This window comes from Clostridium boliviensis (assembly GCF_033342255.1).
Classification (GTDB): domain Bacteria; phylum Bacillota; class Clostridia; order Lachnospirales; family Lachnospiraceae; genus Lacrimispora; species Lacrimispora boliviensis.
In genome coordinates this window covers 1-16781 of sequence record NZ_JAWONS010000148.1, presented here as the reverse complement: position 1 = coordinate 16781, position 16781 = coordinate 1, and the positions used below count along the sequence as shown (strand labels likewise).

Genomic DNA, 16781 nt, shown 5'->3' with positions numbered 1-16781 from the left:
GTTAAATAAAAACACAAAAATAAATTACCCATATCAAAAAATAATACCGTTTGTCTTCCAGCCTGCCAATGATAAACTGATATCAGTTGAGAAGGGAGGAAGAAAAGGTGACCGATAATGTATTGGAATTAAAAGGGGTTACGAAAATATTTCCTGGGGTAAAAGCCTTGAATCAGGTTCATTTTAATCTGAGAAAAGGTGAGGTCCATGCATTGATGGGAGAGAATGGGGCAGGAAAATCCACATTCATCAAAGTGATTACAGGAGTCCATAAAGCGGAAGAGGGAATGATTTTTCTGGACGGTGCTGAGGCGGATTTTAAGGGGCCGAAAGATGCCCAGGCAGCCGGAATCGCGGCAGTTTACCAGCACCCCACTTCTTATCCCGATCTTTCCGTAACGGAAAATATTTTTATGGGTCATGAAATGATAAAAAAAGGAATCATTCAGTGGAAGCTTATGAATCAGGAAGCAGATAAGCTGTTAAAGGAGCTGAATGCAGATTTTAAGTGTTCTGATGAGATGGGAAACCTAAGTGTTGCTCAGCAGCAGATGGTGGAAATTGCAAAGGCGCTCTCAACACAGGCGAGAATCATCATTCTTGATGAGCCGACCGCAGCACTGACAAAAAATGAATCAGAAGAATTATACCGGATTGTAGATAAGCTAAAGGCTTCCAAAGTTTCGGTTATCTTTATTTCCCACCGGTTTGAGGATATGTACCGTCTGGCTGACCGGGTAACAGTATTTCGTGACTCTAAGTACATCGGTACTTACCAGACCGATGAGATAACCAATTCTGATCTGATCAGAGCCATGGTTGGGCGTGAAATCAAAGATCTTTTTCCAAAGACGGAGATCCGGAGAGGTCCGGAAGTCTTGCGCATTGAAAAGCTGTCGAGGACCGGATATTTTAAGAACATCAGTTTTAAGCTGCATCAGGGGGAAATCCTGGGACTTACCGGATTGGTGGGAGCAGGCCGGACAGAGGTGGTCGAGAGCATTTGCGGAATCACAAAACCGGACGCAGGTAACATTTACTTAGAAGGAAGACGATTGCTCATAAAAAAACCAGCTGATGCCATGAAGGAAGGAATTGTGCTGCTTCCGGAAGATCGTCAAAAAGAGGGCTTGATACTTAGTTGGGGGCTTGGGCGCAATGTGACCCTACCTGGTTTAAAGAAGTATTCCAGACGTGGTGTGATCAATGAAAAGATGGAAGATGAAACAGCAAAAGGGCTGCTGGAAGAAGTGGATACCAAGGCAGTTTCTATCTTTGATCCGGCAGGCTCTCTTTCCGGAGGAAATCAGCAAAAGGTGGTTGTGGCAAAAGCCCTGAGCCAGGAGATGAAGGTGGTCATTATGGATGAACCAACCAAGGGGGTAGATGTAGGAGCAAAAGCGGAGATATATCAGATCATGGGTGATTTGGCAAAAAAAGGCTACGGCATTCTTCTGATCTCTTCTGAAATGCCGGAGATTCTCGGTATGAGTGACCGGATCCTGGTGATGTGTAACGGCAAACTTTCCGGAGAATTATCCCGTGAGAAAGCGACTTCGGAATCCATTCTTCAGTATGCCATGGAAAAATCCGAAAAGGATACGGAAAGGAGTTTGCACTAATGGGAAAAAATAGCTTGATAAAAAGGATCACAGGCTCCAGAGAGGCCAGCCTGCTCCTTGTTCTCATCGGTTTATGCATCATCATACAGATTTTAAGCCCTTCATTCCTGACTGCCAAATCCCTTCAGGATATGGTAAAGAATAACGCGGTCATTATGATCATGGCATTAGGAATGCTGTGCGTTCTGCTCATCGGAGGCATTGATATTTCCATTACCTCAACCTTGGCGGTATCCGGTATGGCTGTGGGAATGCTTTTAAAGTATAATGTAATACATAATATATTCCTGCTGTTTCTCATTGCCATATTAATCGGTGCCCTGTGCGGCGCCGCAATCGGGCTTGTGGTATCAAGAGGAAAAGTGCTTCCAATCATAGCGACCATGGGATTTATGTATATCTACAGAGGCTTTGCTTATCTGATAGCCAAAAGCCAGTGGGCGAGTGCAGAGAATCTGGGTGACTTTAAAAATTTTGCCCTGGAAAAAGAACTTGGTCTAGGACTTTTAAATAACGTGATCTTCATTGTACTTCTGTGTTATATCATCTTTTTTGCGGTCATGAAATGGTCGAGAACGGGAAGAAAGATCTATGCAGTGGGAAGCAATCCGGAGGCAGCGGCCATATCCGGGATCAATACCATGAAGATTAAACTGATTGTCTATACGGTTATGGGCATGCTTTCCGGTTTGTGCGGTGCTCTGTCGGTTGCTGTGTATTCCTCCGCTCAGCCAAACATGCTGTACGGAAAAGAAATGGATGTAATCGCCGCCTGTGTTATTGGCGGGGTAAGCATGTCAGGCGGCCGGGGAACCGTAGCCGGTGCTTTACTGGGATCTTTAATTTTAGCGGTCATAGCAAAGGCCCTTCCTTTGGTTGGAATTGATTCCATCGTACAGAATACGGTAAAGGGCGTTATAATCTTAGCCGTTATTATTTTAAATGTAGTGGCTCAGCGTATGATGCAGAAGAAAAATCTAAAAAGAAGGGAGATGTAGCAATGGCGGGAAAATCAGGCAGAAGCATATCTGCGCAGTCAGATCAAAACTGGAAAAAAAGGATTTTAAGCTGGGAAGGTGTACTGGTTCTTCTGTTTCTCATGGTAAATCTGTTTTGTATGGTTATTTCACCAAGCTACAAACCAGTGAATGTACTTCGAGAGATGCCAAAGTATTTAACGGAAGTCTTCCTTTTGCTTCCTATGGCGTATATTCTGATTTTGGGTGAAATCGATTTGTCGGTTGGAGCGACGGTCTGTCTGTCAGCAACTACCGCCTGTCTCGCAGGCAATGCGGGGGTACCGTTTCCCATTGTGTTGTTGATTGGAATCTTAACAGGAACCGCCTGCGGACTCTTTAACGGCATTGCCGTGACCCTGTTTACAGAACTGCCGTCCATGATTGTTACGTTAGCTACCATGATTATTTTTCGTGGAGTTGCGGAGATTGCTTTGGGCAGCGGAGGTTCTGTCTCCCTGAAAAACAATCAGGGCTTTCGCGCCATAGCAGGAAAAATTGGTCCCGTTCCTTATATTTTCTTTGTTGTCATAATTGCGGCGATCATTTTCACCTTTATGTTGAGCAAAACAACATTTGGGAGAAAGCTGTATGCCATTGGCAGCAACCGGAAAGCTTCTTATTTTTCCGGAATTCATGTTCAGAAAATACGTCTTCTGGTGTACTCCGTTGCTGGTATGATGGCGGGCATCAGTGCCATGTTTCTTGTATCCGTGCTGTATGGCGCCAATACCACCACGGGAAGCGGTTTTGAACTGGATGCAATCGCCATGGCTGTGTTTGGAGGAATCTCAACGGCCGGGGGAAAAGGAAAGCTGATCGGTGCCATCATATCCGCATTTATCATCATCTGTTTAAGAATCGGATTAGGCCAGATCAATATGAATCCTCAGGTCATTCTGGTGATTCTGGGAACACTGCTGATTCTGGCAGTCATGATACCGGAAATTGGTAAAAATATGAAAAGGAAACAACTGTGATACAAGACACCGGGGGTGTTTTAGTATAAAACTATTCTTAATAAAGGGAGGTAATCGTAAGATGAGAAAACAAATGGTTTGCGGAGTCCTGTGTGCGGCAATGGTGTTTGGAACTCTTACCGGCTGCTCGGGGAAAACAGAGACTGGGGGAAAACAGTCATCGGTGGCTCAGGACGGAGGAGGAAGTTCCTCTGGAAAGACGTATGCGGTCATCACAAAATCAGCAGGAAATCCCTATAATGAAAAGATTGCTCAGGGATTTCAAAAGGTCATTGAAGCAGAAGGAGGAACTTGTATCGTAAAGCATCCCGAGTCTGCTACGGCTGATGCGCAGGTTTCCGTTATCCAGTCGCTGATTTCTCAAGGTGTGGATTCCATCTGCATCGCTGGGAATGATGAAAATGCCCTGCAGGCGGCCTTAGAGGACGCAATGGCAGCAGGAATCAAAGTTTCCTGTCTGGATTCCAAGGTCAATAAAGACAGCAGGCAGACGTTTGTCAATCAGGCAGGAATCAAAGAAATCGGTCAGGCATTGATGGAAGCGGTCTATGATATCTCCAGCGGCGAGGGAGATTGGGCCATTCTTTCCGCCACCTCTCAGGCCACCAATCAAAATGCATGGATTGAATCCATGAAAGAGGTTATGAAGGAAGAAAAGTATTCGAAACTCAATCTGGTTGAAGTGGCATATGGAGATGATGAACCTCAGAAATCCACAGATCAAACACAGGCTCTTTTATCAAAATATCCAGATTTAAAGGTGATCTGTGCTCCTACTACAGTCGGAATCAATGCAGCAGCCAAGGTCCTTCAGGACGAGAAATCAAAGGTAAAGCTGACAGGTCTTGGACTTCCTTCTGAAATGGCAGAATACATAGGTGATGATGAAGCACATTCCTGTCCATATATGTATCTGTGGAATCCTCTTGACGTAGGTTCTTTGGGAGCATATACCTCTATGGCTCTGGTAGAAGGAAACATTACAGGAAAAGCCGGCGACAAGTTTAAGGCAGGAGAAATGGGAGATTACCAGGTAATAGAAGCCTCTGACGGCGGTACAGAAATAATTCTCGGACCTCCGTTTAAATTCGACAGCTCTAATATCGCGGAATGGAAGTCTGTTTATTAGTATTGCTATAAATGTGACATCAAAGAAAGTACTGCCAATGTATAATCCAGACTTAAACGCGGCTGATACATTGATCATACAAATATTAATATAAAGAACTATTGTACTGATCTTTACAGTGGTATACAGTATTTCAAAAATAATCAGATGGTTTTTTTAATATGTATTATCGGTTTTCTGCTTAATATAACATCTGTTCCATTGGAAAAACTACAAGCAGCGTATGTTAATGAGTGCCTTAGTCTGGGTATAAATGCGATGTCGGTAGGTAGCATTTTTATGACTTGTGGGTTAATTATGGGAAGTTTCTTTTTTGCATATTTCAAGAAATTAATTTCAAATAAAGATATATTAATTTTTGGTGGGATTCTAATTGGTATTATTTACTTCAGCTTAATGTTTATTGGTAAGATTGATTGTATTCCATTACGATATATAGTTTATGCAATTGTTTTATGCATTTTTGGATTTATTAACTCTCTTATCGGAATGTCAGTACAAGTGACTTTCATGGCCAATACTCCAAACGAGTATCTTGGTAGAGTTGGAAGTATATTTAATGCCATGGCTTGCTCATCTATTCCAGTAGGTTCTTTTCTGTTGGCAATAGTTTTGCCATTTTTAACAATAATACATACTTATTTTTGTGTCGGAGTAATTACAGTTTTAATTTTTATATTTATTGGGACTTTAAAATCTATCAAAGGAATGGAAGATTTGGATTAATATTCGATATTGGAGGAGGAAAACTGATGCAAATAGTTGGTAAAGATTGTTTATCTGAAAAACTACTTTAAAAATTAAGAATATATGGATTTTACCTGCAGCAAGCAGGTATTTTCTGGGCTGTTTGACAGATGTATACAAAGAACTGGAATGAGTTTGGAAAATTCCTTTTTCCGATTTTGGAAAATGGAAAAATAATTACCATCTATTACCACTGGAAAAATGGAAGTAACAGTGCTATCATATTCCTGTAACACAAATGTAATAAAATTGTAACAAACCCATAAGGAGGAAATAACATTGAAGAGACTTAAAGCAATTGGATTGATTACGTTATCATTAACAAGCATGCTTCCATTAACAGCAAACGCAGCGGTGAATAATTCTTTCAGACAGTGCTATGGCGGAAGAAACGTGACTGCAATTTATGGCTCCGGCAATGCCAGTGATTTAAAAGCAAAGCTTCAGCAGTTTGGAATCAATTTAAACGATATAAACAATTTAAATAATTTCGACTGGTCATCATTTAACGATCGTTATAATGAAAATTGCAATAATGGAAACGGAAGCAATACCAATAATGGAAATACCGATAACGGAAACACCGATAACGGTAATACCAACAACGGAAACACCGACAACGGAAACACCGATAACGGTAATACCGATAACGGAAACACCGACAATGGAAATACCGATAACGGTTCTACTTCCAACAAGACTTATACTCAGCAGGTTGTAGATCTGGTAAATGCAGAAAGAGCAAAAGCTGGACTTGCACCTCTTACCATTGATGCAAATGTGGAAAAAGCAGCTAACGTGAGAGCAAGTGAAATTCAGACCTCCTTTGAGCATGTACGTCCAAACGGAAGCTCCTTCTCTACTGCATTAAGAGAGCAGAACGTTAACTTCCAGGGCGCAGGCGAGAACATTGCCTGGGGACAGCAGACTCCGGAAGAAGTAATGAATGCATGGATGAACAGTGCAGGACACCGGGCTAACATCTTAAATAAAAACTTTACACATATCGGTGTTGGCAATTTACAAAACAGTGCCGGAACACAGTACTGGGTACAGCTGTTTACATACTAATAAAATAATCCTTTTGGATTCAATGCATAAGGCTCCCCTCCAGACTTACCGTTTGGAGAGGGGCTTTTCTGATTCGCTTTTTACCAGTTCCATAAAACGCAGCATTTCCGGATTTAAATACTTATTCTGATGATAAATTATCTGATATTCCCGTTTCAGTTCAATCCCCTGCAGAGGCAGGGCGATGAGTGTTCCCTTTTCCAAATATCCGGACACCTGGCGTTCCGGCAGTATGGCAATACCAAGATTTGAATGAACTCCCCATATAATTGCTTCATTGCTGGTGCTTTCAAGGACAGGACGGAGAATTAAATCGTGGAGGTGAAAGGCAGATTCAGCCAGTTTTCTGGTCTGACTGCCTTTTTTTCTTAAAAGAAAACGTTCTTCTCTTAAATCCTCCAGTGTGATTTTCTGCATCCGGGCAAACGGATGGGAAGGGCTGCAGACCAGGATTAACTGCTCTTTTGCAAAGGGTTCCGTCAGTATTTTATCTGATTTGCTGATTCCCTCTGTAAGAGCAAGATCCAGCTTGTTTTCCAGAATTTCATTTTCTATCCTGTCAGAAGTGTCAACACTTATGTAAGGTGCAGGGACCAAATTGTTTCCTGTAAAACAGTGAATGATATCAGGCATCAGGCATGCTGCGATGGTGGTGGAAAATCCGATCCGCAGCGGTGTGGTTTGATCCTTCTTTTTAAACTCCAGATCCATTTCCTGATAAAGAGATGTGATGTGGGAAGCAAATTCATATAAATGGCGGGCAGCGCTGGTCTTTTGTATGCCTCTTCCAGCCCGTTCAAATAAACGGATGGAATATTCATGTTCCAGCTCCCGGATTGCCTGACTTACGGCCGGCTGGCTGATACTCAGCTTCTTTGCAGCCTCAGAGATGCTTTCTTCCTTATAAACCGTAACAAAAATAATTAAGGTTTTAATCGACATGACTTCCTCCTGACTAATACGAATATTCATATTTACATACTTGTAATGTATGATATATAAGGAAAAAAATATGATTCCAATGGAATAGATAAGGAAATTCTACCATACAGTTAGAGAAAAAACAATAACATACTTTACAAATATGTAAATAGGGATTAAACTTCCAGATAACGCACGGAACATAGGGAGGCTGATGAATGAGAAAAAGAGGAAAAACGGGTGCAGGTATTCTTATACTGCTGGCCGCAGCAGCAATGATTGCCGGATGCGCGGGGCAGACAGGTTTGGCAAACGTTAAAACAATTACAATTACCAATGTTTCATACGATCCAACCAGAGAGTTTTTTCAGGAATACAACAGGATCTTCGAATCTTATTACTGGAATACCTATAAGACCAGAATAAAGGTAATCCAGTCCCATGGAGGGTCGGGAGGTCAGGCACGTTCGGTGATAGAAGGAGCAAAAGCAGACGTGGTGACTCTGGCTCTGGCTCATGATATTGCCATGATTGAAAAGTCAGGATTGATTGATTCCGGTTGGATTAAGGAATTTGAGGGGAATTCATCACCCTATACTTCTGCAATAGTGTTTCTGGTGAGAAAAGGGAATGAAAAAAAGATAAAGGACTGGTCTGATCTGGTAAAACCAGGTGTGGAGATTATCACCCCGGATCCCAAGAGCAGCGGCGGTGCCTGCTGGAATTTCCTGGCTGCATGGCAGTATGCAAAGGTCACTTATCATGGAGATGAGAAGAAAATGAAATCATTTGCAGCAGACCTTTACAGGAATGTCTCTGTTATGGATTCAGGAGCCAGGGCAGCCACCACTACCTTTGTGGAAAACGGACAGGGAGATGTGCTGATTGCCTGGGAGAATGAAGCCATCAATACGGTGAAAGAGTATCCGGATCAATATGAAATTATTACGCCCGGTGTCAGTATTTTAGCAGAACCCGGTGTGGCGGTGGTGGATGAAAACGCTCACAGAGACGGGGTGGAAAGGGTTTCAGAGGAATACTTAAAATATCTTTATTCCGATAAAGCACAGAGGCTGATCGGAGAATATGGATACAGACCCTTAAATAAGAAGATTCTTTCTGAATTTTCCGGAAAGTTTGATCTGAATGTAAACCTTTGTACTATTGATGATTTTGGCGGCTGGGATACGGCTTATGAAACTTTTTTTGAAGACGGTGGAATCTTTGATGAGATTTACAGCAATTAGAGGGAGGAAAATCACATGACAAAACAGTCAGCTCTAACAGGAAAAAGCCGGCGAGTCATACCGGGATTCGGTCTGAGTATGGGGATCACTCTATTCATGCTTTCAGGCATTATACTCATTCCTCTTGCCTCAGTGCTGGTATATTCTTTTCAGTTATCCCCACATGAATTTATAAACCTGATTACAAAAACCAATGTGGTAAATGGGTTTAAAACCAGCCTGTTCTGTTCCCTTTTTGCTGCATTTATCAACAGTGTGTTTGGACTGATTCTCGCCTGGGTACTGGTACGCTATGAGTTTCCAGGCAAACGGATTATGGATGGACTCATTGAGCTTCCCTTTGCCCTGCCTACGGCAGTAGCAGGAATCACCCTGTCTAAGTTGTATTCAGATACGGGGATCATGGGCCGGTTTCTGGGACTGTTCGGAGTAAAAGCCGCATATACGAAAACCGGACTTACCATCGCTCTGATTTTTATCGGAATACCCTTTGTAGTGCGTTCCATTCAGCCTGTTCTTGAGACCCTCGACCCGCGGTATGAGGAGGCGGCAGCGATTCTGGGGGCCGGAAGGTTTCATACGTTTAGAAGGGTGATTCTTCCGGAGCTGGGGCCTGCGCTTTTAACCGGATTTGGTCTTGCATTCGCAAGAGGAGTGGGGGAGTATGGCAGCGTGATCTATATTTCCGGAAACAACGCCAGGAATCAGACACAGGTGGTTTCCTACGTGATCATGCAGAAACTCAATTATGTGGATTATCCTGGAGCAACGGCGATTGCTCTGGTGATGCTTTTTCTGTCTTTTCTGGTTTTATTGTTTGTAAATATGATTCAGGTGCATCAGGCGAAGCGGACCAGCTGCTTATAGGAGGGGAAATGGATGAAAATAAAAAGTAAATGGATTCTTATTGGAATCAGCGGGGTATTTCTCTTTTTCATGCTGGTGCTGCCATTAATTTCAGTCATCGCCAATTCACTGAGAGAGGGAATGGGATTTTATTTCAGATCATTGGCAACCCCTTTAGTAAAATCAGCATTTGGAGTCACTGTGCTGGCAGCTGTAATTGCAGCCGCAGTGAGTACTATCTTTGGGATTGCGGCAGCATGGCTGATAACCAGATTTTCATTTAAGGGTAAGCAGATTCTTTCTGCAGTCATTGATATTCCGTTTTCCATCTCTCCCGTTATTGCTGGGCTTGCTTTTTTAATGACATTCGGGAGAATGGGGTGGGCCGGCGGTCTGATTGCCAGGCTGAATGAGGCTCTCGGAACAGATATCCAGATCGTATTTGCCATTCCCGGGGTTGTGCTTGCTACTGTATTTGTCACATTTCCATTTGTATCAAGGGAAATCATACCGGTTCTTCTTTCTACAGGAAAAGAGGAGGAAGAAGCGGCAGCACTGATGGGGGCGGGGGGATTTACCATATTCCGTAAGATTACGTTTCCTCATATACGCTGGGCACTGCTTTATGGTGTGATCCTTTGTACTGCAAGGGCGCTTGGAGAGTTTGGGGCCGTCCATGCTTTGTCAAAAACCAGAGGAGAGACATTTACTCTTCCTCTTGAAATCGATGCCCTTTATCTTTCCAGTTCATCGGAATCCATTACTTCGGCATTTGCTGTTTCTTCCATTCTGGTTCTTATGGCAGTTGCAGTGCTGATCATACGGAATGTGGTGGAGCATCAGGCAAAAAAGAATGGAAAAGAGGCGTAGAGGTTTAGTCAGGAGGGTCTTATGTACATAGAAATGAAAAATATTGAAAAATCATATGGAGATTTTAAGGCTTCAAAGGAAGTGAATTTCGGCCTGAAAAAAGGAACGCTGGCTGCTCTTCTGGGACCAAGCGGAAGTGGAAAAACAACAATCTTAAGGATGATTGCGGGTTTTGAAACGCCGGACTCCGGAGATATCATAATTGATCAGAAGAAAGTCAATAATCTCCCGGCTGCTGAGAGAGGAATCGGTTTTGTATTTCAGAATTATGCACTGTTCCGGTACATGACGGTTTATGAAAATATCGCTTTTGGTCTGGAGGTTAAAAAAATTAATAAAAAGCTGATTAAGGAACGGGTCATGGAGCTATTAACCTTAACCGGTCTGGAGGGTTTAGACAAACGCTATCCTAATCAGCTTTCCGGCGGACAGCGGCAGAGGGTTGCATTTGCCAGAGCACTGGCACCAAACCCGGGGCTTTTGCTGCTTGATGAACCATTTGCAGCCATTGATGCAAAGGTGCGTCAGGAACTTCGCAGCTGGTTAAAGGAAATGATTCACAAGGTAGGTATTACCAGTATCTTTGTTACCCATGACCAGGATGAAGCGGTGGAGGTGGCAGATGAGATCATAGTCACCAATCAGGGAAGAATTGAACAGATCGCAAGTCCGTCTGAGATCTATAAAAACCCTGCAACTCCCTTTGTTGCCGAATTTATTGGTCAGTCCGCGAGAATGGATGTGTATCACAGGCTGAAGGGATTTGAAAAAGGTGATTTTACAGGAGCGATTATACGGCCCGAGTTCGTGGAAGCGTTTAAAAGTGACAATTCAAAATTTCAGGATGTGATGGAGTATTCCCAGGAAGGGACCATTGAAGATATCTCCTTTCGCGGAAACTACCTGGAGGTGCGGCTGAATGTAAATGGAGTTTCCCTTACAACCCGCAGATCACTGGAGAGGCGCCCTGTTTCCATTGGTGAAAAAATGAATGTAATTGTTTACCGGATTTATGCTTACGATGACAAAAAAGCGTATCTGCTGGAAAATTCATTATTAAACGGAGTCAATATTGTCACATTCTGAAATAAAAAAAGAAGCAGACAGAGGAGTTAAAGATGAGTATAAGGTTGAAACGGGAAGTTATGACTGCAGATGTTCTGATTATAGGAGGAGGGACAGCAGGGTGTTATGCGGCGCTTACTCTTTCAGGAAAATCGGATTTAAAGGTTATTATTGCCGAAAAGGCCGGGATCAGGCGGAGCGGCTGTCTTGCAGCAGGGGTAAATGCAATCAATGCCTATATTACAGATGGGCAGACCCCCAAAGACTATGTGGATTACGCAATGAAGGATGCGGCAGGCATTGCGAGAGAAGATCTTCTGTTAACGGCAGCCAGCAGATTCAATGAAGTGACAGCTGATTTAGAACGCCTGGGCCTTGTCATTTTAAAGGATGGATCGGGGAATTACGTAACCAGAGGAAAACGAAATATTAAGATTAACGGAGAAAATATAAAGCCCATACTTGCTGACGCCGTATTGCAGGCACCTAATGTCACAGTTTTAGAGCATGTTAATATAACGGATCTGCTGGCTGATAACAATGAAGTAAAGGGAGCCGTGGGATTTCATATGGAAGAATACACCGCTTACGAAATACGGGCAGCAGCAGTCATTGTTTCTACCGGTGGTGCAGCTGGACTTTATAAACCCAACAACCCGGGATTTTCCCGCCATAAGATGTGGTATCCCCCATTTAATACAGGAGCCGGTTATGCCATGGGGATTAAAGCTGGTGCAGAAATGACATCGTTTGAAATGCGGTTTATCGCTCTCCGATGCAAAGACACCATTGCACCCACCGGAACAATCGCCCAGGGAGTCAGGGCACGACAGATCAATTCCAGGGGTGAAATCTATGAGGATAAATACGGAATTACCACCAGTGAACGGGTATATGGAACCGTTAGGGAGAACCAGCTTGGCAATGGTCCCTGCTATCTTCGCACAAGTGGAATTGACAAAGATACAGAGGAGGATTTACTGAAAGCATACTTAAATATGGCTCCCAGCCAGACTCTTAAATGGCTGCAAAATGATACAACACCTGGAAAAGAGGATGTGGAGATAACGGGAACGGAACCTTATATCGTTGGAGGCCATACTGCAAGCGGATACTGGATTAATACAAACAGGGAAACAACGCTTAAAGGTCTATATGCAGCAGGAGACGCAGCAGGCGGCTGTCCCCAGAAGTATGTGACCGGAGCTCTGGCAGAGGGGAAAATTGCCGCACTTGATATTATAGAAAAAGGCCGGAGGATTGAGAACTCAGAACAGATTACAGGCTTTGCAGATGAAAAAATCCGGGAGTATGAAAGTATTTTAAATGGCCCGGATGCTGTTTTTACAGCAGAGGAGCTGGAGGAGGCAATGCAGAAGGTGATGGATGAGTATGCAGGAGGGATCTCTTCTGATTATCAGTTTAATGAAAAGCAGTTAAAGCTTGGGGAAGAAAAAATAAAGGAGATCACGGAGCTGACCAGATATTTAAATGCCTCCGATATGCATGAGCTGATGTTTGTCTATGAATTGAAGGAACGCCTGATTGTATGCCAGTCTGTCATCGCCCACCTTGAGTATCGCAAGGAAACCAGGTGGCATTCCTTCCAGGAGAATCTGGATTTTCCCAGGCCAGATGAGGCTTACCGTAAATTTGTTAATTCCACAATGAAAGACGGCAGGCTGATATTAAAGCTGCGGGACGTAGGAAAGGAGATCAGATATGAGCATACGGATATCTAAAGAGTCATGCGTGGGCTGTCTTGCCTGCACCCGGGTGTGCCCGGGCAGTCTCATAAAGGAAAAAGACGGCAAAGCATTTATCAGATATCCCAGGGACTGCTGGGGCTGTGCCTCCTGCGTGAAGGAGTGCCGGTTTAAAGCCATTGATTTTTACCTGGGAGCTGATCTGGGAGGAAATGGAACTGTGATGAACGTGTCAGAGGAAGGGGATTGCCTTCTCTGGAAAATCATAAAACCCGACGGAACCGAACGCATCATTGAAGTGGACGGTAAAAATTCGAATAAGTATTAGAGGAGAAATTATTATGAGCAGATTATCCCATCTTGATGAATTGGAAGCAGAAGCAATTTATATTATCAGAGAAGTAGCGGCCCAGTGCGAGAAACCGGTTATGCTCTATTCAATCGGAAAGGACAGTTCCGTCATGCTCCATCTGGCGTTAAAAGCATTCTATCCGGAGAAGCCGCCTTTCCCATTTCTCCATGTCAACACCACCTGGAAGTTTAAAGAAATGATTGAATTTCGGGACAGGACAGCAAAGGAGCTGGGGATTGAGCTGTTGGAATACATTAATGAAGATGGTGTTGCACGGGGAATCAATCCATTTGACCACGGTTCTTCCTATACTGACATCATGAAAACTCAGGCATTAAAGCAGGCCCTTAATAAATATGGCTTTACAGCAGCTTTTGGAGGCGGCAGGAGAGACGAGGAAAAAAGCAGGGCAAAAGAACGGATCTTTTCCTTCCGTAACGCCTCCCACGCCTGGGATCCCAAGAATCAGAGACCGGAGATGTGGAAGCTTTATAATACAGAAATTTATAAAGGAGAGAGTATCCGCGTATTTCCTATTTCCAACTGGACGGAAAAGGATATCTGGCAATACATAAAACAGGAAAACATTCCCATTGTTCCATTGTATTTTGCAGCTAAGAGACCAGTGGTTTACCGGGATCATGATATTATCATGGTGGATGATGACCGGATGCGTCTGAGTCCCGGAGAGGTTCCCCAGCTTAAAAAGGTTCGTTTCCGGACACTGGGCTGTTATCCTCTTTCCGGCGGTGTTCTTTCAGAAGCAGTTACCATTGATCAGATTATTGAAGAGACTCTAAGCTCCGTAGAATCAGAGCGGACCAGCCGTGTGATTGATAAAGACGGCGGAGCTGCCAGTATGGAAAAGAGAAAAAGGGAGGGTTATTTCTAATGAACGGATTGCTGAAATTTATTACATGCGGAAGTGTGGACGACGGAAAATCCACTCTGATCGGGCATATACTCTACGATTCCAAGCTGCTGTATGCAGATCAGGAAAAGGCGCTGCTGCTTGACAGCAAGGTGGGTTCCAGAGGCGGTGAGATCGATTATTCCCTGCTTTTAGACGGACTGATGGCGGAACGGGAGCAGGGGATTACCATTGATGTGGCTTACCGTTATTTTACAACGGAGAGAAGGAGCTTTATCGTGGCGGATACACCGGGTCATGAGGAATATACAAGAAATATGGCAGTAGGGGCTTCCTTTGCCCAGTTAGCAGTGATTCTTGTGGATGCAAAGCAGGGCGTTCTGGTACAGACGAGGCGCCATTTAAGGATCTGTTCCCTCATGGGAATCCGTCATTTCATCTTCGCAGTCAACAAGATGGATCTGGCAGAATACAGTCAGGAACGGTTTGAAGAGATCAGTAAGAGTATTGCAGCTCTTAAAGAGGAACTGTCCTTAAGACATGTAACCATAATTCCAGTCAGTGCCACCCAGGGGGATAATGTAACTGTAAAATCAGAACATATGCCATGGTATCAGGGTGAGACACTCCTTGCCAGTCTGGAACAGACGGAAATTACAAAAGAGGATGGAAATGGTTTTTATATGCCTGTTCAGAGGGTGTGCCGTCCTGACCACGAATTCCGGGGCTTTCAGGGGCAGGTGGAATCAGGAACCGTTTCAGCCGGACAAAGCCTTACAATTCTTCCCGGTAATGAGACAGCAAAGGTAAAGAGCATTCTGGTGGGAGACCGGTTATCTGACCAGGCATCTGCAGGCCAGGCGGTTACCATACAGCTTGACAGAGAGGTGGATGTAAGCCGCGGAAGCGTTCTGACGGATCAGGAACAGCTGCCGGTAAGCAAAGATGTGAAAGCTTCCATTCTATGGATGGACGATGCACCGCTTAAGGAAGGCAATGATTATCTGCTGAAGCTGGGAACAAGAATGCTTCCCGCTGTGGTGAAGCGCATTGATTACCGGGTGGATATAAACACAGGTGAACATTTGCCTGCTAAGGAGATCGGTAAGAATGAGATTGCCTCCTGTCTGATTGAATTATCCCAAAAAATTCCGGTTGATGAATTTAAAAGGAATAAGACTCTGGGGGAACTGATTTTAATTGACAGAGTCAGCCATATGACATCAGCCTGCGGCGTGGTGGAGCATGTGGAGGGCGATGAAGATAAACCGTACTTTGAAAAAGACGGGCTGCGGGCAGGCGGATATATTTTTGAAGAGTTCTATTTTAATCTGGAGAATGCCTTCCTTTCCAGACAGAAAACAAAGGAGATCACGTACCGCCAGGGAGACTTCGTTCCTGTTTCGGGAGACAGTTTCCTGTATCCGGGCTATTTTGATGTAATATCTTTGGATGATTCTGTGGCAGTTCTGGTGCGAAACCAGACAATACAGGATATCATAAGTCTTGATGATTATGGTTATACAGGTTTGCCGGTTCTTGATGAGAGAGGCTTTGCATTAAAAATTCGTTCCACTGAAGATCTGTTAAACTGTCTGGCTGAATATAAGAATCTGACACCTGACAATAAAATTGCTTTCCATAATAAATGGTCAAAATTCGAAACATACAGACGGATTGTCTGCAATGAAAATTTCTGGATTATTTAAGCAGCTTTTTTACTGCAGTTAGATGTCTATGGGATTGTGAAGAATCAAAAAACACGTTATAATAAATACAGCTGTTAAAAGGAGGTTTAATAATGAAAAACAGAGAACTGACTCTTCGTCCCTTCAATGATGCAGATGTAAACTTGCTGGCTATATGGCTAAAAAAAGACTATATTATAAAATGGTATCATGACGCAGACGAGTGGCTTGCTGAAATCAACCAACGCAATGAACTGTATTCATGGATACACCACTTCATCGTCATGGATTGCAAAAGCCCCATTGGTTTTTGCCAGTATTACGACTGCTATGATGCAAAGGACTTAGAGGATTGGTATAATGTAACTATTTCTGGAGATACGTTCTCGATTGATTATTTAATTGGAGATGAAGCTTATCTGGGCAAAGGGTACGGGAAGGAAATTGTCAGTCTTCTGACCAATACCATTCAAACGGTGGAAAATGCCAGACAAATTATTGTGAAACCAGAAAAGGAAAATCATGCTTCCAACCATGTGCTGATGTGGAATGGCTATGTATATGATGAAAAACTGAGATTTTACAGCAAGTTATTAAAGTAGTTTAATCATATTAATTCTGTAGTTTTGTTGGTAAATATGCACAAAAAT

At 43.4% G+C, this 16781-nt stretch carries 16 protein-coding genes; 15 read left to right on the top strand and 1 reads right to left on the bottom strand.

Annotated features, from left to right (window positions below; translation table 11 throughout):
* Positions 1-107 precede the first annotated feature (107 nt).
* The 6 genes from RZO55_RS10175 (at position 108) to RZO55_RS10150 (ending at position 6565) form a co-directional block, all read left to right on the top strand.
* Positions 108-1622 carry a sugar ABC transporter ATP-binding protein gene (locus RZO55_RS10175; RefSeq protein ID WP_318064168.1) on the top strand — a complete coding sequence of 505 codons (1515 nt, stop codon included), beginning with the start codon at positions 108-110 and terminating at the stop codon, positions 1620-1622.
* A complete protein-coding gene (locus tag RZO55_RS10170) occupies positions 1622-2620 on the top strand; it encodes an ABC transporter permease (RefSeq protein WP_318064167.1) in 999 nt (332 codons plus the stop codon). Before RZO55_RS10175 ends, RZO55_RS10170 begins: the two co-directional genes overlap by 1 nt.
* Before the next feature lie 2 nt (positions 2621-2622).
* Entirely contained in the window at positions 2623-3618 is a 996-nt protein-coding gene (locus RZO55_RS10165; RefSeq protein WP_318064166.1) for an ABC transporter permease, read from the top strand.
* 61 nt (positions 3619-3679) lie between these two features.
* Positions 3680-4747, top strand: coding sequence for a rhamnose ABC transporter substrate-binding protein (locus tag RZO55_RS10160; protein ID WP_318064165.1), 1068 nt, complete (start codon positions 3680-3682; stop codon positions 4745-4747).
* A 69-nt stretch (positions 4748-4816) separates the two neighbouring features.
* Positions 4817-5473: an MFS transporter gene (locus RZO55_RS10155; protein WP_318064203.1), complete on the top strand. Its 657-nt coding sequence runs from the start codon at positions 4817-4819 to the stop codon at positions 5471-5473.
* Between the two features lie 300 nt (positions 5474-5773).
* On the top strand, positions 5774-6565 hold the full coding sequence (locus RZO55_RS10150) for a CAP domain-containing protein (protein WP_318064164.1): 792 nt from the start codon (positions 5774-5776) through the stop codon (positions 6563-6565).
* Between the two features lie 45 nt (positions 6566-6610).
* Here the strand turns inward: RZO55_RS10150 and RZO55_RS10145 are convergent, their stop codons facing one another.
* Entirely contained in the window at positions 6611-7507 is an 897-nt protein-coding gene (locus tag RZO55_RS10145) for a LysR family transcriptional regulator (RefSeq protein ID WP_318064163.1), read from the bottom strand.
* A gap of 197 nt (positions 7508-7704) precedes the next feature.
* Between RZO55_RS10145 and RZO55_RS10140 the strand changes: the two genes are divergently transcribed.
* The 9 genes from RZO55_RS10140 (at position 7705) to RZO55_RS10100 (ending at position 16733) form a co-directional block, all read left to right on the top strand.
* Positions 7705-8733, top strand: coding sequence for a sulfate ABC transporter substrate-binding protein (locus tag RZO55_RS10140; RefSeq protein WP_439100047.1), 1029 nt, complete (start codon positions 7705-7707; stop codon positions 8731-8733).
* Positions 8734-8748: 15 nt separating this feature from the next.
* Positions 8749-9600: a sulfate ABC transporter permease subunit CysT gene (cysT, locus tag RZO55_RS10135; RefSeq protein WP_318064162.1), complete on the top strand. Its 852-nt coding sequence runs from the start codon at positions 8749-8751 to the stop codon at positions 9598-9600.
* Between the two features lie 12 nt (positions 9601-9612).
* Positions 9613-10449 (top strand): sulfate ABC transporter permease, encoded by an 837-nt coding sequence (locus RZO55_RS10130; protein ID WP_318064161.1) that lies wholly within the window; start codon positions 9613-9615, stop codon positions 10447-10449.
* Between the two features lie 21 nt (positions 10450-10470).
* Positions 10471-11535 (top strand): sulfate/molybdate ABC transporter ATP-binding protein, encoded by a 1065-nt coding sequence (locus RZO55_RS10125; RefSeq protein ID WP_318064160.1) that lies wholly within the window; start codon positions 10471-10473, stop codon positions 11533-11535.
* Between the two features lie 32 nt (positions 11536-11567).
* Complete coding sequence (locus RZO55_RS10120; RefSeq protein WP_318064159.1) at positions 11568-13256, top strand: adenylyl-sulfate reductase subunit alpha; 1689 nt, start codon at positions 11568-11570, stop codon at positions 13254-13256.
* Entirely contained in the window at positions 13237-13548 is a 312-nt protein-coding gene (locus RZO55_RS10115; protein WP_318064158.1) for a ferredoxin family protein, read from the top strand. The genes RZO55_RS10120 and RZO55_RS10115 overlap by 20 nt, the downstream gene beginning before the upstream one ends.
* 13 nt (positions 13549-13561) lie before the next feature.
* Positions 13562-14464 carry a sulfate adenylyltransferase subunit CysD gene (gene cysD, locus RZO55_RS10110; RefSeq protein WP_318064157.1) on the top strand — a complete coding sequence of 301 codons (903 nt, stop codon included), beginning with the start codon at positions 13562-13564 and terminating at the stop codon, positions 14462-14464.
* Positions 14464-16152: a sulfate adenylyltransferase subunit 1 gene (locus RZO55_RS10105; RefSeq protein ID WP_318064156.1), complete on the top strand. Its 1689-nt coding sequence runs from the start codon at positions 14464-14466 to the stop codon at positions 16150-16152. Before cysD ends, RZO55_RS10105 begins: the two co-directional genes overlap by 1 nt.
* Before the next feature lie 92 nt (positions 16153-16244).
* A complete protein-coding gene (locus tag RZO55_RS10100) occupies positions 16245-16733 on the top strand; it encodes a GNAT family N-acetyltransferase (protein ID WP_318064155.1) in 489 nt (162 codons plus the stop codon).
* Positions 16734-16781: the final 48 nt, after the last annotated feature.